Source organism: Variovorax sp. R-27, assembly GCF_049913215.1.
GTDB lineage: Bacteria > Pseudomonadota > Gammaproteobacteria > Burkholderiales > Burkholderiaceae_C > Variovorax.
Map to the genome: position 1 here is coordinate 3,540,694 of NZ_CP183984.1, position 25,057 is coordinate 3,565,750.

A 25,057-nucleotide genomic window follows, 5' to 3' on the forward strand; every position below is an offset into this window, starting at 1 on the left:
ATCGAAGGGGAGCGTAGCACGCAAGCCTTGTTTGCGGCTCTCTTTGCAGCCGTGCCGTCGGCCGTAGCGTCCAGCGATAAAGGATGTGCGATCTTGTGCGGCCTTTGATCCCGCGCAAGCCGGGCAGGGCGGTGCGGCGTCAGCATTCGTGTGAACGCCCCATCGGGGCAAGAGGACACACCATGAACTCCGACTTCACTTTTCCGCTGGCGCTGTGCAAGGCGCAGTACGGCATCTGGCTGCACTCGCTCGAAATGTTCGAGACGATCGGATCGCGCATCCTGCAGGACGACATCGCACTGACCCGCGCCGAGACGGATGCCGTCACGCGGGCCGAGGACTGGCGGGCGTTGGCCATGGCGCCGATGCATGCGTTCCGGCGCTCGGACACGAACGATGTTTCCCACACGCCACCGGTAGCCATCGAGGCCACACCATCCCGGCGGGCCGTGGTGAACGACGCCTTGCGCACCCTGCACGGGGCATTGGCCGCGGCACCGCCCGCACGCCGGCAGCATGCTGGTCGCAAGGCAGCCGCGACGCGAAGGAAAGCGTGACGCTCTCGACCATCTCCGTGCACCTCGACCACACCGAGCGGTGCGAAGTCCGCACCCGCCTGGCGGTGCGGATCGCCAGGCTGATGCAACCCGGCGCCGCCACCTGCTTGCGCGGAAGAAGCGGCCGATGGGCCGATATGCTCGTGGAGCACTGACGCGCACGGCTACAGCAGCCCCTGGTTGGCGGCCGCGATCACCGCATGCGCACGCGTGCGCACCTGCAGCTTGAGGCAGATATTTTTCATGTGAGCGCAAACCGTCCGCCCGCTGATCGAAAGATGGCGAGCGATGTCTCCTGTGACATGGCCTTCGGCAACGAGCCGGAGCACCTCGCGTTCCCGCGCCGAGAGAACTCCGCGGGGGCCGCCTTCGGCTTCCCGCAGTGCAAGGGGAGCATTTCCAAGTCGCATCAGCAGGTGCCGGATCACGCTCGGCGACACCGCCGCGCCGCCATTGACGACCTGCAGCACCGCTTGCGCGAAATTCTGGAACCAGGAGTTCTTGACGAGATAGCCCCACGCACCCGCGGTGAACGCCCGGCGCACATGAACCTCGTCTTCCAGTGCCGAGTGCACGATGACTTCGACTGAACTGCAATGGCGTCGGGCGCTCTCGATAAGTTCGAATCCCTTGCCGCCGCCGAGCCGGACATCGATGATGAGCACGTCGAATTCATGCTGTGTCAGAAGGCGCTTGCCTTCCTGCAGGCTGCCCGCTTCGCCGACGATACGCACGCGCGCGTCCATCGCCAGTTCGCGGGCGATTGCACGCCGCGCATCGGCGTCTTCGTCGATCACCAGCACCCGCACAGGCTTCCCGGGCTGGCCGGCCAGGAAGCCCGGCCATGAATTCGCCGGTACCCGATTCGTCTCTTGCGCAGGGGCGCTTTCGATCTTCGCGAGCCAGTGCGGGGCGCCACGCGTCAACGGTGACGGCTCGGGTGGGACTGCATCCAAGGATGGCTCCATACTGTTGCTGAAGTTCAGTTCAGGCTGAAGGAGTCCATGGCATCAGAGCACTGCGGACCACGAGCCCGAGATGCGGCTTTCGAGTTCCGCGATGCCCACGTGGCACAGGTCGTTGTTCAGCGTGGCCTTGAGCCGCTGGGTGACCGCTTCGCTCAGCTGCGCCTTCAGTTCGCCCATGAAAGGGTTCGAGGCGAAAAGCGTGAGGGAGGCGTACTCGCCGACCTTCAGGCCCGCCTCCAGCCGCTGGGCGATTTCCTTCGCGAAGCGCTGGTGCTCCTTGCGCCGTGCGTCGCTGCGCGGCTCGAAATGGTTGAGGCCCCGGCTGTTGTCGGCGGCCTGGCTGCCGGGACGGTCCGACTCGAGTTCCCTGGCGTGCAGCCGGCTTGCATCGTGTGCGAGGGTTTCGACCGGCACGAGCGGCGACTTGGCGGTGTCTCGGCGAAAGATGCGTGCCGATGCGGCATTGGCGATGACGATCAATTGGGTCTTCATGACGCTTCCCGGAGTAAGGGCGATGCCCAAGACTAGGACGTGCATTCACGGCAGACGTTGCGCTGGATCAAGTTCCGCCCCTTGCCCGGGCTGCTTGTGCGGCGCACGAGGCGGTCTTTGACCGCCCCGGACTCTGTCAGCGACCGAGCCGCTCGAAGAATTCGAAAATGCCCATGCCTGCCAGCATCGCGGCCACGAAGACGAGGGCCTTGACTTCGCCCATTCCGAGGGCGACCAGGCCCGGGCCGGGGCAGAAGCCTGCGATGCCCCAGCCGATGCCGAAGAGCAGGCTGCCCGCGATCAGGCGACGGTCGATTTGGCGCGCCGAGGGCAGGCGCATCTCGGCCCCGAGGATGGATACCGTGCGACGCCTTGCCAGCATGAATGCGACCATGCCGACGGCAATGGCACCGGCCATGACGAAGGCCAGGGACGGGTCCCAGGCGCCGGAGAGGTCGAGGAAGCCGAGCACCTTGGCCGGATTGGCCATGCCGGAGACGATGAGGCCGAGCCCGAAGACCAGGCCGGCGAGCAGCGAAGCGAGAACGAGCATGAAATCTCCTCAGGCACCGAGCAGATGACGTGTCACGAACACCGTGGCAAAGCCGGCGCCCATGAATGCGGCCGTGGCCACGAGCGAGCGCGGCGACAGGCGGGAAAGGCCGCAGACCCCGTGGCCGCTGGTGCAGCCAGACCCGTAGCGAGTGCCCAGGCCGACGAGCAACCCCGCCAGGATCAGCGTGCCGTAGTTCGCGTCGATCTGCGGCCTGGGCAGCGCCGCGAAGAGCAGATAGACCAGCGGTGCGCCGACAAGCCCTAGCGTGAAGGCGGCGCGCCAGGCTATGTCGCCCCTGATCGGCCCGAGGAGCCCGCCGATTACGCCGCTGATGCCTGCGATGCGCCCGTTGAGCAACACGAACATCGCCGTGGCGATGCCGATGAGCACGCCGCCGGCCAGCGCTGCGAACGGGGTGAAGTGGTTCCAGTCGATGGCCATCATTCCTCTTTCGGGCAGTAGAGGCGGTAGAGAACCGCGAGGATTTCCAGCATCGCCGGGTCGGCCACGCTGTAGAAGATGTTCTTGCCGTCGCGACGGGTGTTGACCACGCCCTCGTTACGCAGCACGCCCAGTTGCTGCGACAACGTGGGCTGGTGAATGCCCAGCTTCTGCTCCAGATCGCTCACGCACATCTCGCCTTGCGACAGTTGGCACAGGAGGAGGAGGCGGTCTTCGTTGGCCAGGAGCTTGAGCGCCACGACCGCCTTGCCGGCGGCTCCGCGCAGGAGTTCAGGGTCAATGGCCAGGGATGAGTGCTTCATGAGTTCCGGGCTTCGCTTTCGATTGACATATTATATTCAAATATATATTGTTATGACGGGCAACGGAACATCCATGGATGGAGCACTCATGACAGCACGCACGACGACCCAAGGCTTTTTCGATCCCGCGACATGGACGATTTCCTACGTCGTGTGGGAGCACGCCACCAGGCATGCCGCGGTCATCGACCCCGTGCTGGACTACGACTTCAAGTCAGGGCACACCGGCACCGCGTCGGCAGACAAGCTGCTTGCCTATGTCCGCGACCACGGCCTGAGCGTCGACTGGATCCTGGAGACCCATGCGCACGCCGATCATCTGTCCGGCGCCCGCCACGTCCAGGAGCAGGTCGGCGGAAAGATCGCCATCGGCGAGAACATCCGCGTCGTCCAGTCGACCTTCAAGAAGCTCTTCAATCTCGAACGCGGTTTCCTGCCGGACGGAAGCCAGTTCGATCACCTGTTCAAGGATGGCGAAGTCTTCAGGATCGGCGACGTCGAAGCCACCGCCTTGCTGGTGCCGGGCCACACCCCCGCAGACATGGCCTACCTGGTGGACGGCGCCGTCTTCGTCGGCGACACGCTCTTCATGCCCGACCTCGGCAGCGCACGCGCCGACTTTCCCGGCGGCGATGCGCGCCAGCTCTACGGGTCGATGCGCAGGCTGCTGGATCTGCCGCCCGACACCGCCGTGTACGTCTGCCACGACTACCCGCCGGCGTCGCGGCAGGCCCGCTGGCAGAGCACCGTGGCGGAACAGCGCGCACACAACATCCATGTGCGCGACGGCATCGGCGCCGACGAGTTCGTCGCGATGCGCACGGCCCGCGACGCGACGCTGGATGTGCCGACGCTCATCCTCCCGTCGATCCAGGTGAACGTGCGGGCGGGGCGGCTTCCGCCGGCCGACGACAACGGCGTTGCGTACCTGCGCATTCCGTTGAATGCGCTCCCGGTGCACCGCTCCCCGGCCCGGAGCTAGCCGGGCAGGGCGGGTTCAGTGCGCCTCGGTCAGCTGATCGAGGATCGCCGGGTTCTCCAGCGTCGACACATCCTGCGTGATCGCCTCGCCCTTGGCCACCGAGCGCAGCAGGCGGCGCATGATCTTTCCGCTGCGCGTCTTGGGCAGGTTGTCGGCGAAGCGAATCTCCTTGGGCTTGGCGATGGGGCCGATCTCCTTGCCGATCCAGGCGCGCAGCTCGGCCGCCAGGCGGTCGGCTTCCTTGCCCTCGGGGCGCGGCTGCTTGAGCACCACGAACGCGCAGATCGCCTCGCCGGTGGTGTCGTCTGGCCGGCCGACCACTGCGGCCTCGGCCACCAGCGCCGTGCAGGCCACGAGCGCCGATTCGATTTCCATGGTGCCCATGCGGTGGCCGCTGACGTTCAGCACGTCGTCGATGCGCCCGCCGATGGTGAAGTAGCCCGTGAGCGCATCGCGCGCGGCGCCGTCGCCCGCCAGGTAGTAGCCGCGCAGCTCCGGCGGGTAGTAGCTCGAACGGTAGCGCGCGTCGTCGCCCCACACCGCGCGGATCATGCTCGGCCAGGGCTTCTTGATGACCAGCAGGCCGCTCTCGCCGTTGGGCACGTCGTTGCCCATCTCGTCGACGATGGCCGCGGCGATGCCCGGAAAGGGCAGGGTGCAGGAGCCCGGCACGAGGTCGGTGGCACCCGGCAGCGGCGTGATCATGTGGCCGCCGGTCTCGGTCTGCCACCAGGTGTCGAGCACCGGGCAGCGGCCGCCGCCCACGTGCTTGCGATACCACTCCCATGCGGCCGGGTTGATCGGCTCGCCGACCGAGCCGAGCACGCGCAGGCTGCGCAGGTCGTAGCGGTCGGGGTGAACGGCGGAGTTGCCTTCGGCTGCCTTGATGAGCGAGCGGATGGCGGTGGGTGCCGTGTAGAAGACCGTGACGCCGTGCCGCTCGATCATCTGCCAGAAGCGCCCCGCGTCGGGGAAGGTGGGCACGCCCTCGAACACCACCTCCGTCGCGCCGATGGCCAGGGGGCCGTAGGCGATGTAGGTGTGGCCGGTGACCCAGCCGATGTCGGCCGTGCACCAGAACACGTCGTCGTCGTGCATGTCGAAGGTCCACTTCGTGGTGAGTGCCGCATGCAGCAGGTAGCCGCCGCTGCAGTGCTGCACGCCCTTCGGCTTGCCGGTGGAGCCCGATGTGTAGAGCAGGAACAGCGGATGCTCGGCGCCCACCCATTCGGGTTCGCAGCTGTCGCCCTGTGCTTCAGTGATCTCGTGCATCCACAGATCGCGCGGCGTCCATGCAATGGGCCCGCCGGTGCGGCGGTAGACGATGACCGACTCCACCGCCTCGCAACCGCCCAGTGCGAGCGCCTCGTCGACCATTGCCTTGAGCGGCAGTTGCTTGCCCGCGCGCACCTGCTGGTCGGCTGTGATGACCACGGCGGCGCCGGTGTCCGCGATGCGGTCGCGCAGCGCGTGCGCCGAGAAGCCGCCGAACACCACCGAGTGCACCGCGCCCAGCCGCGCGCAGGCCTGCATCGCGACCACGCCTTCGACCGACATCGGCATGTAGATGACGACACGGTCGCCTTTCTTCACGCCGCGTGCTTTCAGCGCGTTGGCCATGCGGCAGGTCTGCGCGAGCAGTTGCGAATAGGTTGTGCGAGTGACCTTGCCGTCGTCCGACTCGAAGATGATCGCCACCTTGTTGCCCTTGCCGGCCTCCACCTGGCGGTCGAGGCAGTTCCACGAGACGTTGAGGGTGCCGTCCTCGAACCAGCGGTAGTAGGGCGCATCGCTGCTGTCGAGCGTCTTGGTGAACGGCGTTTTCCAGCCGATGAATTCGCGCGCAAGGCGAGCCCAGTAGCCCTCGTGGTCGGCATCGGCTTCGGCCACAAGGGCGTCGTATGCGGCGCGACCGGCGATATGCGCGGTGCGGGAGAGTGCTTCCGGGGGCGCATAGACCGGAAGACGGGACGGGAGATCGGGAGCGTTCATGTCTCGTGTCTTTCGTGGGGGTGGTGGCGCGATCTTGCCGACGGTGAAGGAGAAAACCTTGCGCCAGCGCAAGCTTCGATGCGGCGCGTGCACTCCTAATGGGGCCATCGCACACAAGGAGACTCCATGGAAGACGATCTGGTCGCGCGCATTGCCGCGAATCCGCAGTACAAGCAACTCAAGCGCCGGCGCGACCGCTTCGGCTGGACGCTGGCGGTGCTGATGCTCGCCGCCTACTACGGCTTCGTGCTGCTGGTGGCCTTCGACAAGGAATTCCTGGCGCGACGCATGGGCGAAGGCGTCATGACCCTTGGCATGCCGATCGGCTTCGGCGTGATCGTCTTCACCGTGGCCATCACCGGCTACTACGTGCGCCGTGCGAACGCGGAGTTCGACATCCTGTCCGACGCCGTGGTCAAGGCCGTGCAGAAGGTGGCCAAGCCATGAACGCACATCTCCTGCGCATGCGATCCGCCGCCGTCCTTCTTGCCTTGGGCGCAGTCTCGGAGGGCGCTCTTGCGGCTGGCGCCGACCTGGGCCAGCTCCAGCGGCAGCCCACCAACTGGACCGCCATCGGCATGTTCGCGCTGTTCGTGGTGGGAACGCTCTTCATCACCAAGTGGGCCGCGGCGCGCACCCGATCGGCATCCGACTTCTACACAGCCGGCGGCGGCATCACGGGCTTCCAGAACGGGCTTGCCATTGCCGGCGACTACATGTCGGCGGCGTCGTTCCTCGGCATTTCGGCCGCAGTGATGGCCACCGGCTATGACGGGTTGATCTATTCCATCGGCTTCCTGGTGGGCTGGCCGGTCATCACCTTCCTGATGGCCGAGCGGCTGCGCAACCTCGGCAAGTTCACCTTCGCCGACGTGGCGGCCTTCCGCTTCAAGCAGACCCCGGTGCGCATCTTCGCGGCCTCGGGCACGCTGGTGGTGGTGGCGTTCTACCTGATCGCGCAGATGGTGGGGGCAGGGCAGCTCATCAAGCTGCTGTTCGGCCTGGAGTACTGGATCGCGGTGGTCATCGTGGGCTCGCTCATGATGGTCTACGTGCTCTTCGGTGGCATGACGGCCACCACCTGGGTGCAGATCATCAAGGCCGGCCTGCTGCTGGGCGGCGCGAGCTTCATGGCGGTGTCGGTGCTGTGGCACTTCGGCTTCAGCCCGGAGGCGATGTTCGCCGGTGCGGTGAAGGTCAAGACCGACCTGGCGCTCAAGGACGGCAAGACCGCCCAGGTGGCAGCGAGCATCGGGCAGTCGATCATGGGCCCGGGCAACTTCGTGAAGGACCCGATCTCGGCCATCTCCTTCGGCATGGCGCTCATGTTCGGTACGGCAGGCCTGCCGCACATCCTGATGCGCTTCTTCACCGTGCCCAGTGCCAAGGAGGCGCGCAAGTCGGTCATGTGGGCCACGGGCTGGATCGGCTACTTCTACCTGCTGACCTTCATCATCGGCTTCGGGGCCATCACCTTCGTGCTGACCAACCCCGACTTCCTCGACGCCAAGGGCGTGCTCAAGGGCGGCGGCAACATGGCGGCGATCCACCTGGCCAATGCGGTGGGCGGCAACGTGTTCCTGGGCTTCATCTCGGCGGTGGCCTTCGCGACCATCCTCGCGGTGGTGGCAGGCCTTACGCTGTCGGGCGCGTCGGCGGTGTCGCACGACCTGTATGCCACCGTCATCAAGAAGGGCGACGCCGGCAGCGCGGCCGAGCTGCGCGTGTCCAAGATCACCACGCTGGCGCTCGGTGCGCTGGCGGTGCTGCTGGGCATCGTGTTCGAGAAGCAGAACATTGCCTTCATGGTGTCGCTGGCCTTCGCCATCGCGGCCTCGGCCAACTTCCCGGTGCTCTTCATGTCGGTGCTCTGGAAGGGCTGCACCACGCGCGGCGCGGTGATCGGCGGCTTCCTCGGGCTGGTCTCTTCGGTGGCGCTGACGGTGGTGTCGCCTTCGGTCTGGGAGGCCACCTTCGGCTACCCGGCGGGGTCGGCGCCGTTCCCGTACACCTCGCCGTGCCTGTTCTCGATGAGCATCGCGTTCGCGGGCATCTGGCTGTTCTCGGTGCAGGACCGCAGCGCGCGCTCCCAGGTGGACCGCGGCGGCTTCCTCGCCCAGCAGGTGCGTTCCGAGACCGGCATCGGCGCGCATGGCGCGAGCGGGCACTGAACGAGCCTGCACGCTGGCCACGGCCCGGCGCCGTGGTCAGTCAGCGCCTATCAGCACCTTGACATGCGCTGCGGCGCTGCGGGCGAGGGCGCTGAGCGCATAGCCGCCCTCAAGGCAAGAGATGACGCGCCCATGGCAATGGCGCTGCGCCACATCCATGATCTGCCGTGTGACCCAGGCGTAGTCGCGCTCCACCAGGCCGAGGTTGCCCATGTCGTCCTCCCGATGCCCGTCGAAGCCCGCCGAGATGTAGACGAGCTGCGGCGCGAAGGCTTCGAGCGCCGGCAGCCAGCACCCGGTGACAGCCGCGCGGAACGCATCGCTGCCCGAACGCGCGGGCAAGCCAATATTCACCATGTGCGAGCCGTTGTCGTCTTCGCCCGAGAAGGGGTAGATGCCCTTCTCGAAGATGGAGCACATGAGCACGCGATCGTCGCAGCGGAAGATGTCGGCGCTGCCGTTGCCGTGGTGCACGTCGAAGTCGATCAGGGCCACGCGCTGCAGGCCGTGCACGTCCAGCGCATGCCGGATGCCCACTGCCACATTGTTGAAGAAGCAAAACCCCATGGCCGCTTCGCGCACCGCATGGTGCCCGGGCGGGCGCACGTTGCAGAAAGCCGTGGACGCCTTGCCCGCCAGCACCAGGTCGGTTGCCAGCACCGCGGCACCGGCGGCGCGCAGCGCGGCCTGCACGGTGTGCGGGTTCATGAGGGTGTCGGGGTCGACGAACCGGTGGCCTTCGGTGGGAGCGGCGGCAATGAGTTCGCGCACGTACGACATTGTGTGTGCGCGCGCCAGCTGGGTGCGCGTGGCAAGGGGCGCATCGTACGGAGCCATGTAGTCGAGCAGGCCCGCGATCAGCAGCCGGTCATGAATGGAGGAAGACCGCTCGGGGCATTCCGGGTGGCCCGCGCCCATGTCGTGGTGCGCGCAGTCGGGATGGGTGATGTAGGCGCTGAGCATGCGAGTTCCTTCGGAGTCCCGGGGGCGGTACGCGCGGAAGGCTCGCTGCCAGACGCGACCCCGAAGTGGGTTGGGGAAGTTTCACTCTAGGCAAACAGGCGCATGTCGCTGTTGCGCTGTATCAAGCAAGCGGACGACAAGCGCCGCATTCGCTACGGCTGGAATGCCGGCACGGTGTTGACGTGCATCAAAGGCCGTGGGAGGTGCGGTCCGCAGAATCGCCCGCACTGTTCACGAGGTACGAATGCAATCCCTTCTCTATTCCGGTCTTCTCGATCTTCCATGGTGGGGCGCGGTGCTGTCCGCGCTGGCGCTCACGCACGTCACCATCGCTTCGGTCACCATCTTCCTGCACCGCCACCAGGCGCATCGCGCTCTCGAACTGCACCCGGCGGCGAGCCATTTCTTCCGCTTCTGGCTGTGGCTGACCACCGGCATGGTGACGAAGGAGTGGGCCGCGGTGCACCGCAAGCACCACGCCAAGTGCGAAACACCCGAAGACCCGCACAGCCCGCAGGTGTACGGGCTCAACAGGGTGCTGTGGGGCGGCGTGTTCCTCTACGTGCGCGAAGCGGGGCATGCGGAAACCCTCGAGCGCTACGGCCACGGCACGCCTGACGACTGGCTGGAGCGCAATCTCTATTCGAAGCACAAGATCTTCGGCATCGTGCTGATGGGCATCGTGGACATGACACTCTTCGGCGTGGTGCCGGGCGGCCTGGTCCTGCTCACGCAGATCGCGTGGATCCCGTTCTGGGCGGCCGGCGTGGTCAACGGCATCGGCCACTACTGGGGCTACCGCAACTGGCCCGCCCGTGACGCCAGCACGAACATCTCGCCGATCGGCATCCTGATCGGCGGGGAAGAGCTGCACAACAACCACCATGCCTTTCCCAGCTCGGCCAAGCTTTCGAGCAAGTGGTTCGAGTTCGACATCGGCTGGCTCTACATCCGCACGCTGCAGGCCCTGGGGCTGGCGACGGTGAAGCACGTGGCGCCCACGCCGCGCCTCGTCGCGCCCAAGGCGAATGTCGATCTCGCCACGGTGCAGGCAGTCATCCGCTGCCACTACGACGTGCTGTCGAACTACTCGCGCTCGCTGAAGAAGGCCTGCGCAGTGGAGCTCGGTCGCCTGCGCCGCATGTCGCCTGAAGCCGCGCGCGCCCTCAAGGCCGTGAAGCCATTGCTGGGCAAGGACCAGGGCCTGCTCGGCCCGTCGCGGTACCAGCAGGTGATACAGGCGTTGAATGCATCGCAGGCACTGACTACTATGTATTCCATGCGCGGGGAGTTGACCGCCTTGTGGAGCCGTTCCACCGCCACCGGCGAGCAGCTTGCCAGGCAGTTGCAGGACTGGTGCCAGCGCGCCGAGGCGAGCGGCATCGCACCGCTGGCGGACTTTTCCCGCCGCCTGCGTTCCTACGCCTGAACGGCCCTGCGCCGAGAGGATGCGATTGAGGCTTGCGTAATGGTTTGGCGATTCGATGTCTGCAACGGCGATGCCGACGGCCTCTGCGCCGTCGTGCAGTGGCGGCTGCACGAGCCCGGGCCGGCAGAGCTCGTGACGGGGCTCAAGCGCGACATCGCGCTGCTCGGCCGCGTCCAGGGACAAGCCGGCGACGAAGTCAACGTGTTCGACATCTCGATGCAGCGCAACCGCGGCGAACTGCAGCGCCTGCTCGACGACGGCCTGCGAGTGCGCTACTTCGACCATCACGCCGCCGGCAAGGTGCCGGTGCACCCGAACCTGGAGGCACACATCGACGAGGCGAGCGATGTCTGCACCAGCCTGCTGGTCGACCGCCACCTGGGCGGAGCGCATCGCGCCTGGGCGCTGGTCGGCATCTATGGCGACAACCTGGGCGCAGTGGCCGACCGGCTGGCGCTCGAAGGCGGCTTCGAGCCCGGCGACTGCGCCGGGCTGCGCCGGCTGGGCGTGCTGATCAACTACAACGCCTATGGCGAGTTCGAGCACGACGTGCGCATCGCACCCCGCCTGCTGTTTCCGCTGATGGCGCACTACCCGGACCCGCGCGACATGCTGGCGCACGAGAGCGTTGTCGACGAGATCGATGCAATGCGCCACAGCGACCTGCGGCTGGGTGCGGACGCCGCCGTGCTCTGGCAGGGGCCTCAGGGCAGCGTGCGCGTGTTGCCTGATGCGCAGTGGAGCCGGCGCGTGCAGGGCTGTCTTGCCAACGAGCTGGCAAACGGCGAGCCCGGCTGTGCGCACGCGGTGCTGAAGGTGCAGGGCGACGGCTATGTCGTCAGCGTGCGCGCGCCGCTGGCACTTCCGCGCGGCGCCCATGCGCTGTGCAGCCGCTTCGGCGGTGCCGGCCGCTCGCGCGCGGCGGGCATCGACCGGCTGCCGCGTGGTGACTTGTCGCGCTTTGTCGAGGCTTTCGCCGAGGCGTCCTGGAGTTAGCGCGCCAGACGACGTTGCAGACGCGAGGATTCCTTGCGCTACCTCAAAGGGCGGGCGGGCAGGGACGCATAACGTTGCGGCATGAAAGCACTCGTATACCGGGGCCCTGGCCTCAAATCGCTCGAAGACCATCCCAAGCCGGAGATCCAGGCGCCGGGCGACGCCATCGTCAAGATACTCAAGACGACCATCTGCGGCACCGATCTGCACATCCTCAAGGGCGATGTGCCGACCTGCACGCCGGGCCGCATCCTCGGGCACGAGGGTGTGGGCGTGATCGAGAGCGTCGGCGCCGGCGTCACGGCTTTCCGCCCGGGTGACCATGTGCTGATCTCGTGCATCTCTTCGTGCGGCAAGTGCGAGAACTGCCGCCGCGGCATGTATTCGCACTGCGCCACCGGCGGCTGGATTCTCGGCAACACCATCGACGGCACGCAGGCCGAGTACGTGCGCATTCCGCATGCGGACACCAGCCTGTATCCCGTTCCGCCCGGCGCGGACGAAGAGGCGCTGGTGATGCTCAGCGACATCCTGCCGACCGGCTTCGAATGCGGCGTGCTCAACGGCAAGGTCGCGCCCGGCAGCACGGTGGCCATCGTGGGCGCCGGGCCGATCGGCCTGGCCACGCTGCTCACGGCCCAGTTCTATTCGCCGTCGCAGATCATCCTGATCGACCTGGACGACAGCCGGCTCGAGGTTGCGCGCCGCTTCGGCGCGACGCACACGATCAACAGCACCGACGGCAAGGCGGCCGAGGCGGTGCTCGCGCTGACAGGCGGGCGCGGCGTCGACGTGTCGATCGAGGCGGTCGGCATACCGGCCACCTTCGTGCTGTGCCAGGACATCGTGGCGCCCGGCGGCACCATCGCGAACATCGGCGTTCACGGGCACCCGGCCGAGCTTCACCTGGAGCGGCTGTGGTCGCAGAACATCGCGATCACCACGCGGCTGGTCGACACCGTGTCCACGCCGATGCTGCTGAAGACGGTGCAGTCTCACAAGGTGGACCCGGCCCTGCTGATCACGCACCGCTTCACGCTGGACCAGGTGCTGGATGCCTACGACACCTTCGGGCGCGCCGCCGAGACGCATGCGCTCAAGGTGATCATCGAAGCGTAGGCAGTGGATTTTCCGGTCCATTTCCTGCGTCAGGACGCGGCGCACCACCTTGCGGGAGCATCCATGAACTTCAAGACCATATTCGTTCACCTGGACCACTCGGTCCGCAGCCCCGTGCGCGCCGCTATGGCGGCCCAGTGGTCTCGAGTGCACGAGAGCCACCTGGTCGGGCTGGTGCCCACGGGCCTGTACGACGGCGTGATTCCCGCCGACGCCATCGCCACCGGTATGACCGACTACATCGCCGAGTCCGCCGACTACCTGCATCGGCGAGCCGAAGCCATCGCGCGCGAGTTCAGGGAAGGCATCGCCGGATCAGGGCCCCTGTCGTACGAGGTGCGACTGGTCGATGGCGCCACGGTGGACGCCGTTGTGCGGTACGGGCGTGCGAGCGATCTCGTGGTGCTCGGACAGGAAGACGACTCGAACAGGAAAGACACCACGGTGCGCGGGCTCGCCGAGCAGGTGCTGATGGAAGTGGGGCGACCGGTGCTGGTCGTGCCTTCGGCCGGTATGTTCGGGGGGATCCCGAAGAACATCGTTGCGGCCTGGGACAGCTCGCGTGAAGCCGCCATGGCCCTTCAGGCAGCATTGCCGGCGCTGCGGCGCGGGGCACGCGTCACGCTCCTGTCGCTGCGCCACCCGCGCGACGAAGACAACACGCAGCAGCTGCTGGTATCGGACATGATCCAGTTCCTGCTGAGGCACGGCGTGCAGGCGCGCGCCGAGTCCGAGGTAACCGAAATCGACATCGCGGACGCGTTGCTGTCGCGGGTTTCGGACCTGAGCGCCGACCTGCTGGTGATGGGCGGCTACAGCCATTCGCGCCTGCGCGAGCGGATCCTGGGGGGCGTGACGCGGCAGATACTTGAGCAGATGACGGTGCCGGTCTTGATGGCGCACTGAGGCGGCAGGGCGCCTTGGCGCCTTTTCGCCATTCTTTGACGTCATTGAATCGCAAACAAGCCACATGGACACCACACTGGTCAACGCACTGCGAGAGCAACTCCAGCGGGAGACCGGGCAACCCGTGGCCTTGGTCGAGACGCACATCTCCTGGGTGCTGCTGACGCAGACGCAGGCCTTCAAGCTCAAGAAGCCGGTACGCCTGCCGTTCCTGGACTTCGGCAGCGTCGAGGCCCGAAAGCACTTCTGCGAGGAGGAGGTGCGCCTCAACCGACGCTTTGCTCCTTCGCTCTACATCGACGTGGCACCGGTCTGCGGCACGCGCGAGTCGCCGCGCATCGGCGGTGCCGGCACGGTGATCGACCATGTGGTGCGCATGCTGCGTTTCCCCGATTCGTCGCTGCTACGCAATCTGCTGGTGGAAGACCGGCTGCAGCCCGCGCTGCTCGACGGCTTCGCGCAGCGGCTGGCCGCCTTGCACGCGGCTGCGGAGCAAGCGACGCCGGTGTCAGGCTTCGGCAGCCCCGACTCGATTGTTCGAGCGGCTACGGATGTGCTGGCCGCGTTGCGAGCACAGGGCGACGACAGCCGTCTCGCCACCCTTGCCGCGCTGGACACGTGGATTCGGGAGCAGGGCCAGGTGCTGCGCATGGCATGGATCGCCCGCCAACAGGGCGGCTCGATACGTGAATGCCACGGCGACCTGCACACGGCCAACGTGGTCCTGGTCGACGGTGCGCTCATGCCCTTCGACTGCATCGAGTTCGACCCGGCGCTGCGCTGGATCGACGTGATGAGCGACCTTGCATTCCTCACCGTGGACCTGAAGGCCCACGGCCGCGACGACCTCGCATTCCGCTTCCTGGATGCCTCGATGCAGCACAGCGGTGACTACCCGGGCCTGCAGGTGTGGCGCTTCTACGAGGTTTATCGGGCGCTGGTGCGGGCCATGGCCACGGGGCTGGGTCCAAGGCCCCCGGATGGCGAGGCCCGCCCCGACTACCTTGCCTGCGCGACGCGGCTGACGACGCAGCCGGAGGAGGGCGCCCGCCTGATGATCACGCACGGCTTGTCGGGCTCGGGAAAATCCAGCGTTGCCTTGCAACTGTTGTGCGCCGCGGGCGCTGTCCGCGTGCGGTCGGACGTGGAGCGCAAGCGCCTGTATGGCCTCGATCCGCTGGCGCGATCCGTCGCCCTTGGGCTCGACATTTACGGCGCGCAGGCAACCCTGCGGACTTTCGAAAGGCTGCGCGCCTGCGCCCGCGATGCGCTGCTGGCGGGCTATCCGGTGATCGTGGACGCGGCCTTCCTGCGCGGCGCCGAGCGACGCAGCTTCGAAGCCCTGGCAACCGAGCTCCGCGTGCCTTTCACGATCCTGGATTGCCGCGCAACCCCGGCCACGTTGCGCCGCCGCGTGGCCGAGCGCGACGCGGCAGGCACGGACGCCTCGGAAGCCGGCCTCGCAGTGCTGGAGCGTCAGTTTGAATGGCAAGACCCGCTGGAGGCCGACGAGCGCGCGCTGGCCATCGAGGTTTCCACGGAAGACACCGTAGACATCGCGCTGGTCGCCGCGAGTTGGCGCGCTGCGACCGCGAACCGCTGAACCCTCACTGGCTGGCGAGCGTCCCGCTCGGCAGTGTGAAACGCTCGTGTTCGGTCTTCGCGCTTTCGGGAGCACGCACTAGCAACACCGGTACGGGCGACAAGCGCAGGATGTGCTCCGCGCTGCTGCCCATGACCCAGCGGCCGATTCCTCGACGGCCGTGAGTGCCGATCACGATCAGTTCGGCCTTCGATGCTTCCGTCTCGGCGATGACCTGGTCGTGCACGGTGCCCTTGAAGCTGTCGAGCAGCACTGTGTCGGCTTCGACGCCTGCTCCCGCAGCCGTGGCCCGCGCGGCTTGGAGCAGCTTCGTGGCGTTGCCGCGCAGCTCTTCGAGCCAGTTGCCGGCATGGCCCGCGTAGGCATCCATGGCCAGCGCGAAGGACAGCTCGTCGATGACGTGCGCCAGGCGCAGGCGTCCGCCCGTGAGCTTTGCCAGCTTGATGGCTTCGGCCAGGCCATGGCTGGATGTGGAACTGCCGTCAATGGGAACAAGAATTCGCTGGTACATGGCACGACTCCGGTTTGTTGAATGGATCGGTCCAGTATCCGCACGGGCGCTCCGCACGGCTTGACATTGATCAAGTGCGAAGCTGCGACTGGACGGGACTTGATCTGGAACAAACCCGCGCGTGAATGAAAGCGCGACCCTTGAGGCATGCACAGGACAACCCTCATGACCCACGCCACCGTTCGCATCATTCGCCAGGAGCACGCCGCGCTCGCCGCCGTGCTCCGTTCCATCGTCATGCTGCTCGAGCAACACCGAAAGAAGGGCACCTTGCCCGATTTCGCGACGCTGCGAGCCATGCTTTTCTACGTGGACGAGTTTCCGGAGAAGCGCCACCACCGCAAGGAGACCGAACTGCTGTTTCCCAAGCTGCGCGCCAGGACGCCGATCTCGCGGGATCTGCTCGACAAGCTCGACGGCGACCATGCCAAGGGTGAACGCAGGATCCGCAACGTCGAGCACGCCTTGCTCGCGTTCGAGATGCTGGGCGAGTCGCGGCGCGAAGAATTCGAGAAAACGGTCGGCGAGTATGTCGACTTCTACCTGAGCCACATGGCGCTGGAGGAGCGAGAGATCCTGCCGCTGGCCGAGCGGGTGCTGACCGAGAACGACTGGCGCGACCTGGATGAGGCCTTCGCGCAGAACCGCGACCCGATGACCGGGCACGTGCCCGACCTCGAATACAACGCGCTCTTCACGCGCATCGTGAATATCGTTCCCGCGCCCATTGGCCTGGGGCCGGCCCTCTAGGCCGGTAGCCGCAGGCCGACCGGAAAGAGAAGGGCGGTCACCAATTGGATGCCGCCCCTCAGATCGATTGCGGCGACAGCGTGACCGGGCGCACCACGTCTCGCGAATCTTCCGCGCTTCTGACGGCGGTGCCGAAGGCCTGAAGACGCGCTGCACAGCCGCCGTCATCGACCTCGCGCATCGTGACCGAAGAGCTCAGGATCGGCGCTCGGCCCATGAAGTCGCTGATTTCTGCTGCCGCGTTCGGTGCCCCCTGGCCACCCATGACCGAGAGCAGGGCGACGTCGGGCAGCCGATAGCGTTGGCGAGCGACGAAGCTGCGCATGGGGCCGGCGAGCTGCAGCATCCAGATCGGCGACACCAGCACGACGGCATCGAAGTCGCCGGGCGGCGGACCGTCGTAGTGAATGGCGGGCTGTCGCCGGAAGAACGAATCGAGCACACAACGCAAGCTGCCGAGAGCGCCGCTGCGAGGGCGTACCTCGGTGACGCTCGCGAGTTGCCAGCCCTGCTGGCTGCACAGGAGCTCCGCGACCTGGCGGGAAGTGCCCGTGTAGGAATAGACGATCACCAGGACGTTGTTCATGCTTGCCTCTGCTGCGTTCATGGACAGTCAATGTAGGCAGCGTCGGAAGCCGCGGCCTTGCGCTGCATCAAGTACCGGCGGTGTCGCGCCGGCGCGCCACGAGCCATCGGATTTCTTGATATGGCGCAAGGCGAGGCGCCGGGTGCGCGAGGACCATCCTTGCACCGGAGAACGTCTCCGCCGAAGGAACCATCATGAAAATCCTGCTTGCCGTCGATGGCAGCGACTACACGAATCGCATGCTGTCCTACCTGACCACGCACAAGGAATGGGCGAATGCGGGCCACGCCTTCACCGTCTTCCATGCGGTGCTGCCTGTGCCGCACCGAGCCGCGGCCTTCGCAGGGCCGGACATCGTGCACGGGTACTACGAAGACGATGCGCGGGTGGTGCTCGAGCCCGTGCGCGCTTTACTGGCCAGGGACGGCATTGAAGCCCGCTTCGAGCACCGCATCGGTCATCCCGCCGAAGAGATAGCTTCGTTCGCGCAGAAGGGGCAGTTCGACCTCGTGGTGATGGGTTCGCGGGGCCATGGCACCTTGACCAACCTGGTACTGGGGTCGGTTGCCACCAAAGTGCTGGCTGCGTGCACGGTGCCGGTCTTGCTGGTGCGTTGAATGAGTGCCGCAACCCTGGCACGGGGCGTGATCGTGGCTGCCTTCGGTGCATTCGCACTGGCGGGCGGAACGAGCGCCTGGTCGCAGACGCGATCGTCGTGCCTTGAGCGCACGTCGTCGGGATTGCAAGGCTCTGATTTCGTGGCGGCCGCAGCGCGTCAGTCGCCTGCGGTGGTGAGCGTGACAGTCGCGGGCACGGGCAACGACTGGGTTGCCAACAGCGATCAGCGCGCGCCGACGCAATGGGGCCGCGGCGTTGAGCGCGGTTTCGCGTCGGGGTTCATCTTCCGCCGCGACGGCTACATCCTGACCAGTGCGCACGCAGTGACCGGTGCCCAGGCGATCTCCATCGTCACCGAGGACCAGCGCCGCTTCGACGCCGAAGTGATTGGCATCGACCGCCGCACCGACGTGGCGCTGCTGCGGGTCGCGGCGTCCGACTTGCCGGTCGTCACCGTGGGCCGCAGCAGCGAGCTCTGCCCGGGCGAATGGGTCGCCGCGATGGGTGCCCCATTCGGCTTCGAGCGCAGCGTGACCGCCGGCGTGGTGAGCGCCAATCCGCGTTACGTGCCAGGTGGGAGCGGGGTGCCGCTGATCCAGACCGACGTCGTGCTCAACCCGGGCAACTCGGGCGGGCCGTTGTTCGACGAACGGGGCAGGGTGGTCGGCATGAACTCGATGGCCTACTCGCCCGGCGGTGGGTACTCCGGCATGTCGTTCAGCCTGCCGATCGACACGGCGATGCACATTGCGGACGAGCTTCGTATCACCGGGCGGGTGATGCGGGGGCATATCGGTGCCCGCATCCAGCCCCTGACCGTCGAACTCGCGCCGGCCTTCGGGCTCGATACCGCATTGGGAGCGCTGGTGGTGCGCGTCGACCCGGACAGCCCCGCCGAGCAGGCTGGGCTTCGCAGCGGCGACGTCGTGCTGGCCATCGATGGCGCTGCCGCAATGCCCTATGCCGACATACAGGATCGTGTAGCTGGAGCCCGCAAGGGCAGCCTGCTCGCACTGAAAGTCTGGCGCCACAGGACGCCGTTGACGATGCAGGTAGGCGTGGCCGAGATCCCACCGGACCTCGCGCCTCGGCTGGCCGCGCGTGCCTTGCCGCAAGAGACGCGCTTCGGGCTCGAACTCTCGGAGCGAAAGGGTGTGCTGGGCATCAGCCTTCTGGATCCCGGCCTCTTTGTGCAATCGGCCTCGGGTTCGGCCCAGCGGGCGGGGTTGCGCTACGGCGACATGCTGATCGCGGTCAACGACGTGCAAGTGGCCGGCCTGGCGGATTTCGATGCAGCGATCCAGTCCATCAAAGAGAGCGACACGGTCGCTTTGCTGGTCATGCGCGGCTCGACCCGCAGCTATGTGCCGATTCTTCCGCGCGGTCCGCAACGTGCCCCTGTGGCGCGAGGCGCGGGCGATGCCACCGCACGGACGCCGTGAGATTGATCCTGCGCAAGGTCGCGCGTGGCCGCTCGCCCAAGAATGACCGCAGGCAATGCCAATCACCCATAACGAGGTCGTCCCATGAACAACATCACATTGAGCGGAACCCTGCAAACCCTGGGGTTCTGCATCGCCACGCTCCTGGCCACGGGTGTTCTCGTGCTTGCGGGTCTGAGCGAGCGCAACTCTGCGTCGGGCAACCTGATTTCCGTCTCCCACACAACGAAAGACTCACGATGAACTCCAGCCGCCGCACCTTCATGCTCACGCTTGCCGCGACGGGCGCTGCCATTTCCGCCCCCAGCTCGTTCGCGCAGGCCCGGCTTGAAGAAAAGGATCCGCAGGCCGCGGCTCTGGGCTACGTCGCCGATTCGTCGAAGGCCGACGCGAAGAAATTTCCCAAGCACGACAACGCCCAGTTATGCAGCGGTTGCGCGCTCTGGCAATCCAAGCCGACGGACGCGCAAGGTAACTGCGCGTTGTTTGCTGGAAAACAGGTCAGTGCCAAAGGCTGGTGCAGCGCTTGGGCCAAGAAGGCCTAGCAGCGCAACTTGAGTGTTGCTGTCGAAGGGTACCTTCGCTTCCGTGTCGAGCGCGTCCGCGCACACGTCATGGACCGGCCGCGCGAGGCGACGGCCGGACACACGGGAAAGTAGGGCTACCTCAGCAAATGAAGACGCTCAAGAACTTTGGCAGCTGTAGCTGTCCGCCGAATTCACGTCGCCGCTGCCCTTGTATTTCGGAAAGGTCGGGTACTTGCACAAGGGGCGCGCAAGTACCGGAGCTTTGGTCGTCGAATCCAGCTTCGTCGCTACGATGTTTTGCGTGGAGGGCTTTGTGCCGCCCTCTCGCCACTTCGCGACTGCGTCCACAAGGTCGACGGTGTCAGGACCGACACCGCCGGCGCAATGCTGAACGCCCGGCTGGAGGAAGAACTCCATCGAGGCATCCCGCGTGGATGCGCCGCCGACCGTGGTCGCTACATCGTTGAAGTACTTGATCGAGCCCTTGTAGCTGATCGCCCAGTCGTTCGTTCCATGGGCAAGGATCATCTTGCCGCCCTGCCCGAAGAAGGAGCGAAGGTCCGGCGTCGCATCGAGCGTGGTGGCCGCGAGCCGCAGTCCCGCGGAGTAGAACTCCGGATCGAAGCCAAGCACGTTGAAGGCCGGATCGCCCGTGACCCAGTACTTCACGAGGCCGCTGCCGAACCGGAACTGGAGGCCGGTTCCGCCGATGGCGGAGCCTGTCACCCACAGGGGCCAGCCCTGGTCTTCGCCGCCAGGTCCCCAGCCGGGGTAGACGGTTGTCCCGTCCTTACGCTTGAGCTCGGAGTAGATCGTGTTGGCGGTCGTTATCTGCTGGTCGGTCAGGCATGTGTCGGCATCGCCTGCCGTGCAGCGCAACACCGCCGGGTTGAACGTGCAGGCTTCCTGGTTGCTCACGATGCCATCGGCAATACCATCCAGTGCGTCGCACTGAGCGGTGATGGTCTTCCCGATAAGCGAGACCTTCGCATCGCTGAGTTGCCCGCCCGGCGCGGCGAGCGCCTTTCCGTTCGCGACGAAGGCCTGGAACAGTTCGGTAAAAGAGTAGGCCGGCGCCCGCACGACGATGCCGTCGAAGTCGTTCGGGAAGCGCGTGGCCTGGATCAATGCCTCCCTGCCGCCATTGGAGCAGCCCTCGAAATAGCTGAACGCGGCATCCGAGCCATAGCGCTTGCGAACGATCTCCTTGGTGACCTCATTGACCGAATGGATCGAGAGATAGCCGAAGTCCGCCTGAGCCGTGGGATTGTTCAGGAAGGCCGAAGCGTCCAAGGCGTCTCCCTGGCGCCCGCCATCCGAGGCCACGAGTACGTAGCCGGCAGTTGCACCGCTTGGCGAGACGGGCGTGATGTTGATGCTGCCGTCCCAACCGCCGCCGCCGGCATACAGGAGCTTGTTGTTCCACACAGTGGGGAGATGCACTTCGAAGTTGAGCGTGCCGTGCAGGATGCCCGTAACCTTGCAGTACTCCGCAGCTCCTGCTGCCGCCGGGACGAGCGTCGCCTCTTTGAGCGCTGCACCGGCAAGCGAAGCGCCGGCGAAGATCGAGCACTTCTCCTGCGCCGTCGCAACCGGTGTCGGCGGCGGTGTTTGCGTTGGCGCCGGTGTCGGGAACAGCACCGGCCAGTTGCCTGCGCCGTCACTTCCGCCGCCGCAGGCGGTCAGCAGGATGGGAATGCTCAGCAGCGCGTAGCCTGCCATCGAGAGAGGGTTTCTCATGATTTGTCTCCTGTTCGTACTGCCACATAAACTCAGACGACTCAGGCCGTCGCCTGCGCAGCGCATGCTAGGCACTAAGGCCGAGGAAGAAAGTCTTTCCGATGACAAATCACGCGCAGACCATTTCGATGTTGCGAGCGGCTGCTTGGGCTGGCGGACTGACGCGCGACCAACTTCAGCGCGTCGAACTGGAAACGCAGGACCGCTTCTATTCGGCTGGTGAGATCGTCTGCCACAAATCAAGCGCGGCGACGCACTGGATCGGAATCGTCGAAGGGATGGTCAAAGTGGACGTCCTGTCGGCGGACGGCCGAAGCACCACATTGACCGGGGTCACCAATGGCGGTTGGCTCGGGGAAGGTTCCGTTCTCAAGGGGGAATTGCGTCCCTATGGCGTTGTCGCGCTGCGCGACACCCGCATTGCGTTGATACCGAGCCAGACCTTTCACTACTTGGTCGCCAACAGCTTGAGCTTTTGCCATTTCATGATCGATCAGCTCAACGCAAGGCTCGGCCAGTTCATTGCGCTGGCCGAGAGCTATCGGATGCACGACATCAGTTCGCGTGTGGCGGGCTGCCTAGCTGAACTCTTCAATCCTCAACTCAACCCCCAGACCCATCCAGTCCTGCATATTTCGCAGGAGGAGATTGGCCGGCTGGCCGGAATTTCCCGCCAGGTCGCCCATCGCGCCCTGCACGAGTTGGAGGAAGCGGGCCTGCTTCACATCCGCTACGGAAGCATCGACGTCCTGAACGTCGATGGCTTGCGGGTGTACGCGCGCGAGCACTCGGAGTAGGGGCCTCGTGCCATTCGATGGCAGCGTAAGACCTCGTGCCTTCGGGTCAGGATGTCATCGAGCCGGAGGCTTCAGAAGCATTCCAGGTAGCGCAGTGCGGCGAGGAGTTGCCACGCTTTCTTTCGAGTTCACCAAGTCGAGCGACCTCGACTTCGAGCATGCGAATGCGCGATTCCAAGTCCGCTACATAGGACTCGTCCATACCTTCAAGCGCCAGTATCAATTTCCGCCAGAAGCCTGGCGCAGGTTTTTCCGTAGCACCGCGGTCATCACTCATTTTGATTCCCCCAGTTCAAGTGCTTGCAAAGGGTCGTGCATGGACGGCACCTATCGGGTTGCAACCGCGTCGGTTCCACTTGGTTGCCAGCCACCCCCCAATGCCTTGAAGGCGGTGACCGCGGCGCGTGCCGATTCGGTTTGCGCTTGTGCTCGCGCGTCGGAAGCGCGCAGCAGGTTCTCGTCTGCCTGAAGCACTTCGATCAGGCTGACAACGCCTTTCTGGTAGGCCGCGAATGAAGCGCCTCGCGCTCGGTCGAGCGAGTCCACGCCCTGAGCAAGCACGCTGGCTTGTTCCTCGCGCTTGACCAGGGTCGAGAAAGCGTTTTCCACATCTTCGGTAGCGCGCAGCACGGCCAGCCGATACGCGGCTAGCAATTCGGCATCCTGGCCCTTGGCGAGATCGATCTGCGCGTTGATGCGGCCAAAGTCGAACAGGCGCCAGCGCAGGCCCAGCACACCAGCGGCCTGGCTTGCGCCGCTGGTGAACAGGTTGCCGCCGGACACCGATGTCGCGCTGCCGATCAGGCCGCTCAGGGAAAGCTTGGGGTAGTACTCGGCAATGGCGATGCCGATGCGTGCGTTCGATGCGGCGAGGCGGCGCTCGGCCGCGATCAGATCGGGCCGCCGCCTGAGCAAGTCGCCCGGCGTTCCCGCGTCCGTGATCTGCGGGGCGACCGGGATGGTGCCCAAGTTGGCCAATTCCGCCCGGTGCGTGCCCGGGGACGAGCCCAGCATCACATCCAGCGCGTTCATGGCCGCGTCCAGCCCCGCCTCGAGCGCCGGGACGGATGCCCGAACCTGTGCCAGCGCGCCTTCGGCCTGCCGCACCTGAAGTTCGGCCGTCAACCCCTTGCCGTACAGAAGATTGACTTTGGACAGCAACTCTTGCTGCGTGAGCACCTGCCGGCGCGCCACGTCGAGCCGAGTCTGCAGTCCGCGGATGCTGATGTAGATGTCGGCGGTCTGTGCCGCCACGGTCAACCTTGTTGCGGCCGCGCCTGCTTCCGAAGCCTGGTACTCGGCAAGTGCCGCTTCGCGTCCACGGCGCAGGCCGCCGAAAACATCCACTTCCCAGCTTGCACCGAGATTCGTTTCGTAGGCATTGCCGTAGCGGTCGAAGCCGGGCCTCGAGTTCAAGACTTGTCCCAGCGGCGTTTCAACGGACTGATAAGCCCGGGCGGCTTGTCCACTGATGTTTCCCGAAGGCAGCAAGGCAGCATTCGCCGCCCCCAGTCCCGCACGCGCTTGAGCGACGCGCGCGGATGCCTGCACAAGATCGAGGTTCTGCGCCAGCGCAAGCGTCACGAACCGAGCCAGTTGCGGGTCGCCGAAACCTGTCCACCATGCGAGTCGGTCGACGCTGGTTGAGGCGGGTCGTGCATCGACGGCCGCCTGGCCGAGGTACTGCTGCGGCAGGGGCGTATCGGGCCGGACATAGTTGGGGCCGACCGCGCAACCTGCGACGAGGCTGGCAGCGAAGAGCGGGACAAAAACGCGCTGGAGCATGGAGTTCTTCCGGAAAGAGGGCGGGAAAGAAGCGTCGAATTGATGTGACTATAATTCAATATGGTCACTCGTTGTTGATTTCCCCTGCTCGCTGTAAGCTGTCGGCCATGAGCAATGCAACTCTTTCTCCGGCTGTGGCGCGCGGCCCTGCCGACCACGATGTGCGAGACCAGATCGTTGCCGCGGCGACCGAGCACTTCAGCCGGTATGGCTACGAGAAGACGACCGTCTCCGACCTCGCCAAGGCCATCGGGTTTTCCAAGGCCTACATCTACAAGTTCTTCGAGTCCAAGCAGGCGATCGGCGAAATGATCTGCGCGAACTGCCTGCGCGAGATCGAAGCCGAGGTCCGGGCGGCCGTCGACGGCGCCGATCGCCCTCCCGAGAAGTTGCGTCGGATGTTCAAGTCGGTGGTCGAAGCAAGCCTTCGGCTGTTCTCCGAGGATCGCAAGCTCTACGAAATCGCGATCTCGGCGGCCACCGAGCGGTGGCAGGCGGTAGTCGTCTATGAAGAGCGCATTCGGCAACTGCTCCAGGACATCCTGCGCGAAGGGCGGGAGATGGGCGAGTTCGAGCGCAAGACGCCGCTGGACGAGGCGGTGGGGGCGATTCACCTTGTCATGCGCCCCTACATCAATCCGCTTCTCCTGCAGCACAGCTTCGACCACACGGCTGAAGCGCCGGCGCAACTGTCTGGGCTGGTGCTGCGCAGCCTTTCGCCATGAGGCAAGGATTGATGTGACTATTGACTGAAATGGTCACTAGTATCAAAATGCGGGTCCTGATCACTTCGTCACCGGGAC

Annotated in this window: 28 protein-coding genes; 16 read left to right on the top strand and 12 right to left on the bottom strand. The window is 65.8% G+C overall.

Going from position 1 to position 25,057, the window contains the following annotated elements; all coding sequences use genetic code 11:
* The first annotated feature begins 182 nt into the window (after positions 1-182).
* A complete protein-coding gene (locus ACN9MV_RS16500) occupies positions 183-557 on the top strand; it encodes a hypothetical protein (protein WP_426388622.1) in 375 nt (124 codons plus the stop codon).
* Between the two features lie 164 nt (positions 558-721).
* Here the strand turns inward: ACN9MV_RS16500 and ACN9MV_RS16505 are convergent, their stop codons facing one another.
* The 5 genes from ACN9MV_RS16505 to ACN9MV_RS16525 form a co-directional block, all read right to left on the bottom strand.
* A complete protein-coding gene (locus ACN9MV_RS16505) occupies positions 722-1,513 on the bottom strand; it encodes a response regulator (RefSeq protein ID WP_426388623.1) in 792 nt (263 codons plus the stop codon).
* 54 nt (positions 1,514-1,567) lie between these two features.
* The gene (locus tag ACN9MV_RS16510; RefSeq protein WP_093060076.1) at positions 1,568-2,017 is read right to left on the bottom strand and encodes a host attachment protein; all 450 of its coding nucleotides are present in this window, start codon (positions 2,015-2,017) and stop codon (positions 1,568-1,570) included.
* 136 nt (positions 2,018-2,153) lie between these two features.
* Positions 2,154-2,570 (bottom strand): DUF6691 family protein, encoded by a 417-nt coding sequence (locus tag ACN9MV_RS16515; protein WP_426388624.1) that lies wholly within the window; start codon positions 2,568-2,570, stop codon positions 2,154-2,156.
* Between the two features lie 9 nt (positions 2,571-2,579).
* Positions 2,580-3,014 carry a YeeE/YedE family protein gene (locus ACN9MV_RS16520; RefSeq protein WP_426388626.1) on the bottom strand — a complete coding sequence of 145 codons (435 nt, stop codon included), beginning with the start codon at positions 3,012-3,014 and terminating at the stop codon, positions 2,580-2,582.
* Positions 3,014-3,337, bottom strand: a complete 324-nt coding sequence (locus ACN9MV_RS16525; RefSeq protein WP_093060072.1) for an ArsR/SmtB family transcription factor — start codon at positions 3,335-3,337, stop codon at positions 3,014-3,016. The genes ACN9MV_RS16520 and ACN9MV_RS16525 overlap by 1 nt, the downstream gene beginning before the upstream one ends.
* Before the next feature lie 88 nt (positions 3,338-3,425).
* Between ACN9MV_RS16525 and ACN9MV_RS16530 the strand changes: the two genes are divergently transcribed.
* Positions 3,426-4,319, top strand: a complete 894-nt coding sequence (locus ACN9MV_RS16530) for an MBL fold metallo-hydrolase (protein WP_093074264.1) — start codon at positions 3,426-3,428, stop codon at positions 4,317-4,319.
* A gap of 15 nt (positions 4,320-4,334) precedes the next feature.
* On the opposite strand, the gene acs is transcribed toward ACN9MV_RS16530, so the two are convergent.
* Positions 4,335-6,311 carry an acetate--CoA ligase gene (acs, locus tag ACN9MV_RS16535; protein WP_426388627.1) on the bottom strand — a complete coding sequence of 659 codons (1,977 nt, stop codon included), beginning with the start codon at positions 6,309-6,311 and terminating at the stop codon, positions 4,335-4,337.
* Between the two features lie 126 nt (positions 6,312-6,437).
* Between acs and ACN9MV_RS16540 the strand changes: the two genes are divergently transcribed.
* Together ACN9MV_RS16540 and ACN9MV_RS16545 are read left to right on the top strand one after the other, a co-directional pair.
* On the top strand, positions 6,438-6,758 hold the full coding sequence (locus ACN9MV_RS16540) for a DUF485 domain-containing protein (RefSeq protein ID WP_426388629.1): 321 nt from the start codon (positions 6,438-6,440) through the stop codon (positions 6,756-6,758).
* 17 nt (positions 6,759-6,775) lie between these two features.
* A complete protein-coding gene (locus ACN9MV_RS16545) occupies positions 6,776-8,482 on the top strand; it encodes a cation acetate symporter (protein ID WP_426393176.1) in 1,707 nt (568 codons plus the stop codon).
* Between the two features lie 36 nt (positions 8,483-8,518).
* Here the strand turns inward: ACN9MV_RS16545 and ACN9MV_RS16550 are convergent, their stop codons facing one another.
* Positions 8,519-9,445, bottom strand: coding sequence for a histone deacetylase family protein (locus ACN9MV_RS16550; RefSeq protein WP_093074260.1), 927 nt, complete (start codon positions 9,443-9,445; stop codon positions 8,519-8,521).
* A gap of 244 nt (positions 9,446-9,689) precedes the next feature.
* Between ACN9MV_RS16550 and ACN9MV_RS16555 the strand changes: the two genes are divergently transcribed.
* The 5 genes from ACN9MV_RS16555 to ACN9MV_RS16575 all read left to right on the top strand — a co-directional run bounded on the left by ACN9MV_RS16555 (position 9,690) and on the right by ACN9MV_RS16575 (position 15,498).
* Positions 9,690-10,874, top strand: a complete 1,185-nt coding sequence (locus tag ACN9MV_RS16555; protein ID WP_426388630.1) for a DesA family fatty acid desaturase — start codon at positions 9,690-9,692, stop codon at positions 10,872-10,874.
* A gap of 39 nt (positions 10,875-10,913) precedes the next feature.
* A complete protein-coding gene (locus ACN9MV_RS16560; RefSeq protein ID WP_426388631.1) occupies positions 10,914-11,870 on the top strand; it encodes a hypothetical protein in 957 nt (318 codons plus the stop codon).
* 81 nt (positions 11,871-11,951) lie between these two features.
* Positions 11,952-12,989 (top strand): zinc-dependent alcohol dehydrogenase family protein, encoded by a 1,038-nt coding sequence (locus tag ACN9MV_RS16565; protein ID WP_426388633.1) that lies wholly within the window; start codon positions 11,952-11,954, stop codon positions 12,987-12,989.
* Positions 12,990-13,052: 63 nt separating this feature from the next.
* Positions 13,053-13,895 carry a universal stress protein gene (locus ACN9MV_RS16570; protein ID WP_426388634.1) on the top strand — a complete coding sequence of 281 codons (843 nt, stop codon included), beginning with the start codon at positions 13,053-13,055 and terminating at the stop codon, positions 13,893-13,895.
* Between the two features lie 64 nt (positions 13,896-13,959).
* A complete protein-coding gene (locus ACN9MV_RS16575) occupies positions 13,960-15,498 on the top strand; it encodes an AAA family ATPase (RefSeq protein WP_426388636.1) in 1,539 nt (512 codons plus the stop codon).
* Between the two features lie 4 nt (positions 15,499-15,502).
* Here ACN9MV_RS16575 and ACN9MV_RS16580 read toward each other — a convergent pair whose 3' ends face one another.
* Positions 15,503-16,009: a universal stress protein gene (locus ACN9MV_RS16580; RefSeq protein ID WP_426388638.1), complete on the bottom strand. Its 507-nt coding sequence runs from the start codon at positions 16,007-16,009 to the stop codon at positions 15,503-15,505.
* A 165-nt stretch (positions 16,010-16,174) separates the two neighbouring features.
* Between ACN9MV_RS16580 and ACN9MV_RS16585 the strand changes: the two genes are divergently transcribed.
* Positions 16,175-16,759, top strand: coding sequence for a hemerythrin domain-containing protein (locus ACN9MV_RS16585; RefSeq protein ID WP_093060135.1), 585 nt, complete (start codon positions 16,175-16,177; stop codon positions 16,757-16,759).
* A 58-nt stretch (positions 16,760-16,817) separates the two neighbouring features.
* On the opposite strand, the gene ACN9MV_RS16590 is transcribed toward ACN9MV_RS16585, so the two are convergent.
* Positions 16,818-17,345: a flavodoxin family protein gene (locus ACN9MV_RS16590; RefSeq protein ID WP_426388640.1), complete on the bottom strand. Its 528-nt coding sequence runs from the start codon at positions 17,343-17,345 to the stop codon at positions 16,818-16,820.
* 194 nt (positions 17,346-17,539) lie between these two features.
* Between ACN9MV_RS16590 and ACN9MV_RS16595 the strand changes: the two genes are divergently transcribed.
* The 4 genes from ACN9MV_RS16595 (at position 17,540) to ACN9MV_RS16610 (ending at position 19,950) form a co-directional block, all read left to right on the top strand.
* Complete coding sequence (locus ACN9MV_RS16595) at positions 17,540-17,962, top strand: universal stress protein (protein WP_426388642.1); 423 nt, start codon at positions 17,540-17,542, stop codon at positions 17,960-17,962.
* Positions 17,963-19,405, top strand: coding sequence for a trypsin-like peptidase domain-containing protein (locus ACN9MV_RS16600; RefSeq protein WP_426388643.1), 1,443 nt, complete (start codon positions 17,963-17,965; stop codon positions 19,403-19,405). It abuts the gene before it with no gap.
* Between the two features lie 84 nt (positions 19,406-19,489).
* Entirely contained in the window at positions 19,490-19,648 is a 159-nt protein-coding gene (locus tag ACN9MV_RS16605) for a hypothetical protein (RefSeq protein ID WP_179830444.1), read from the top strand.
* On the top strand, positions 19,645-19,950 hold the full coding sequence (locus ACN9MV_RS16610; RefSeq protein WP_093074240.1) for a high-potential iron-sulfur protein: 306 nt from the start codon (positions 19,645-19,647) through the stop codon (positions 19,948-19,950). The genes ACN9MV_RS16605 and ACN9MV_RS16610 overlap by 4 nt, the downstream gene beginning before the upstream one ends.
* Before the next feature lie 138 nt (positions 19,951-20,088).
* On the opposite strand, the gene ACN9MV_RS16615 is transcribed toward ACN9MV_RS16610, so the two are convergent.
* Positions 20,089-21,672, bottom strand: coding sequence for a tannase/feruloyl esterase family alpha/beta hydrolase (locus ACN9MV_RS16615; protein WP_426388645.1), 1,584 nt, complete (start codon positions 21,670-21,672; stop codon positions 20,089-20,091).
* A 101-nt stretch (positions 21,673-21,773) separates the two neighbouring features.
* Here ACN9MV_RS16615 and ACN9MV_RS16620 point away from each other — a divergent pair, with 101 nt between their 5' ends.
* Entirely contained in the window at positions 21,774-22,469 is a 696-nt protein-coding gene (locus ACN9MV_RS16620) for a Crp/Fnr family transcriptional regulator (RefSeq protein WP_426388647.1), read from the top strand.
* 46 nt (positions 22,470-22,515) lie between these two features.
* Here ACN9MV_RS16620 and ACN9MV_RS16625 read toward each other — a convergent pair whose 3' ends face one another.
* Together ACN9MV_RS16625 and ACN9MV_RS16630 are read right to left on the bottom strand one after the other, a co-directional pair.
* Positions 22,516-22,746, bottom strand: a complete 231-nt coding sequence (locus ACN9MV_RS16625) for a hypothetical protein (protein WP_143062557.1) — start codon at positions 22,744-22,746, stop codon at positions 22,516-22,518.
* 50 nt (positions 22,747-22,796) lie between these two features.
* The gene (locus ACN9MV_RS16630; RefSeq protein WP_426388648.1) at positions 22,797-24,254 is read right to left on the bottom strand and encodes an efflux transporter outer membrane subunit; all 1,458 of its coding nucleotides are present in this window, start codon (positions 24,252-24,254) and stop codon (positions 22,797-22,799) included.
* A gap of 107 nt (positions 24,255-24,361) precedes the next feature.
* Here ACN9MV_RS16630 and ACN9MV_RS16635 point away from each other — a divergent pair, with 107 nt between their 5' ends.
* Positions 24,362-24,979, top strand: coding sequence for a TetR/AcrR family transcriptional regulator (locus tag ACN9MV_RS16635; protein WP_093074232.1), 618 nt, complete (start codon positions 24,362-24,364; stop codon positions 24,977-24,979).
* Positions 24,980-25,057 lie beyond the last annotated feature (78 nt).

What these genes read in the sequence shown, in the direction of transcription:
- ACN9MV_RS16500 (WP_426388622.1), top strand. Translation starts at nt 183, where the DNA reads ATGAACTCCGACTTCACTTTTCCGCTGGCGCTGTGCAAGGCGCAGTAC.
- ACN9MV_RS16510 (WP_093060076.1), bottom strand. Translation starts at nt 2,017, where the DNA reads ATGAAGACCCAATTGATCGTCATCGCCAATGCCGCATCGGCACGCATC.
- ACN9MV_RS16515 (WP_426388624.1), bottom strand. Translation starts at nt 2,570, where the DNA reads ATGCTCGTTCTCGCTTCGCTGCTCGCCGGCCTGGTCTTCGGGCTCGGC.
- ACN9MV_RS16520 (WP_426388626.1), bottom strand. Translation starts at nt 3,014, where the DNA reads ATGGCCATCGACTGGAACCACTTCACCCCGTTCGCAGCGCTGGCCGGC.
- ACN9MV_RS16525 (WP_093060072.1), bottom strand. Translation starts at nt 3,337, where the DNA reads ATGAAGCACTCATCCCTGGCCATTGACCCTGAACTCCTGCGCGGAGCC.
- ACN9MV_RS16530 (WP_093074264.1), top strand. Translation starts at nt 3,426, where the DNA reads ATGACAGCACGCACGACGACCCAAGGCTTTTTCGATCCCGCGACATGG.
- acs (WP_426388627.1), bottom strand. Translation starts at nt 6,311, where the DNA reads ATGAACGCTCCCGATCTCCCGTCCCGTCTTCCGGTCTATGCGCCCCCG.
- ACN9MV_RS16540 (WP_426388629.1), top strand. Translation starts at nt 6,438, where the DNA reads ATGGAAGACGATCTGGTCGCGCGCATTGCCGCGAATCCGCAGTACAAG.
- ACN9MV_RS16545 (WP_426393176.1), top strand. Translation starts at nt 6,776, where the DNA reads ATGCGATCCGCCGCCGTCCTTCTTGCCTTGGGCGCAGTCTCGGAGGGC.
- ACN9MV_RS16550 (WP_093074260.1), bottom strand. Translation starts at nt 9,445, where the DNA reads ATGCTCAGCGCCTACATCACCCATCCCGACTGCGCGCACCACGACATG.
- ACN9MV_RS16555 (WP_426388630.1), top strand. Translation starts at nt 9,690, where the DNA reads ATGCAATCCCTTCTCTATTCCGGTCTTCTCGATCTTCCATGGTGGGGC.
- ACN9MV_RS16560 (WP_426388631.1), top strand. Translation starts at nt 10,914, where the DNA reads ATGGTTTGGCGATTCGATGTCTGCAACGGCGATGCCGACGGCCTCTGC.
- ACN9MV_RS16565 (WP_426388633.1), top strand. Translation starts at nt 11,952, where the DNA reads ATGAAAGCACTCGTATACCGGGGCCCTGGCCTCAAATCGCTCGAAGAC.
- ACN9MV_RS16570 (WP_426388634.1), top strand. Translation starts at nt 13,053, where the DNA reads ATGAACTTCAAGACCATATTCGTTCACCTGGACCACTCGGTCCGCAGC.
- ACN9MV_RS16575 (WP_426388636.1), top strand. Translation starts at nt 13,960, where the DNA reads ATGGACACCACACTGGTCAACGCACTGCGAGAGCAACTCCAGCGGGAG.
- ACN9MV_RS16580 (WP_426388638.1), bottom strand. Translation starts at nt 16,009, where the DNA reads ATGTACCAGCGAATTCTTGTTCCCATTGACGGCAGTTCCACATCCAGC.
- ACN9MV_RS16585 (WP_093060135.1), top strand. Translation starts at nt 16,175, where the DNA reads ATGACCCACGCCACCGTTCGCATCATTCGCCAGGAGCACGCCGCGCTC.
- ACN9MV_RS16590 (WP_426388640.1), bottom strand. Translation starts at nt 17,345, where the DNA reads ATGAACAACGTCCTGGTGATCGTCTATTCCTACACGGGCACTTCCCGC.
- ACN9MV_RS16595 (WP_426388642.1), top strand. Translation starts at nt 17,540, where the DNA reads ATGAAAATCCTGCTTGCCGTCGATGGCAGCGACTACACGAATCGCATG.
- ACN9MV_RS16600 (WP_426388643.1), top strand. Translation starts at nt 17,963, where the DNA reads ATGAGTGCCGCAACCCTGGCACGGGGCGTGATCGTGGCTGCCTTCGGT.
- ACN9MV_RS16605 (WP_179830444.1), top strand. Translation starts at nt 19,490, where the DNA reads ATGAACAACATCACATTGAGCGGAACCCTGCAAACCCTGGGGTTCTGC.
- ACN9MV_RS16610 (WP_093074240.1), top strand. Translation starts at nt 19,645, where the DNA reads ATGAACTCCAGCCGCCGCACCTTCATGCTCACGCTTGCCGCGACGGGC.
- ACN9MV_RS16615 (WP_426388645.1), bottom strand. Translation starts at nt 21,672, where the DNA reads ATGAGAAACCCTCTCTCGATGGCAGGCTACGCGCTGCTGAGCATTCCC.
- ACN9MV_RS16620 (WP_426388647.1), top strand. Translation starts at nt 21,774, where the DNA reads ATGACAAATCACGCGCAGACCATTTCGATGTTGCGAGCGGCTGCTTGG.
- ACN9MV_RS16625 (WP_143062557.1), bottom strand. Translation starts at nt 22,746, where the DNA reads ATGAGTGATGACCGCGGTGCTACGGAAAAACCTGCGCCAGGCTTCTGG.
- ACN9MV_RS16630 (WP_426388648.1), bottom strand. Translation starts at nt 24,254, where the DNA reads ATGCTCCAGCGCGTTTTTGTCCCGCTCTTCGCTGCCAGCCTCGTCGCA.
- ACN9MV_RS16635 (WP_093074232.1), top strand. Translation starts at nt 24,362, where the DNA reads ATGAGCAATGCAACTCTTTCTCCGGCTGTGGCGCGCGGCCCTGCCGAC.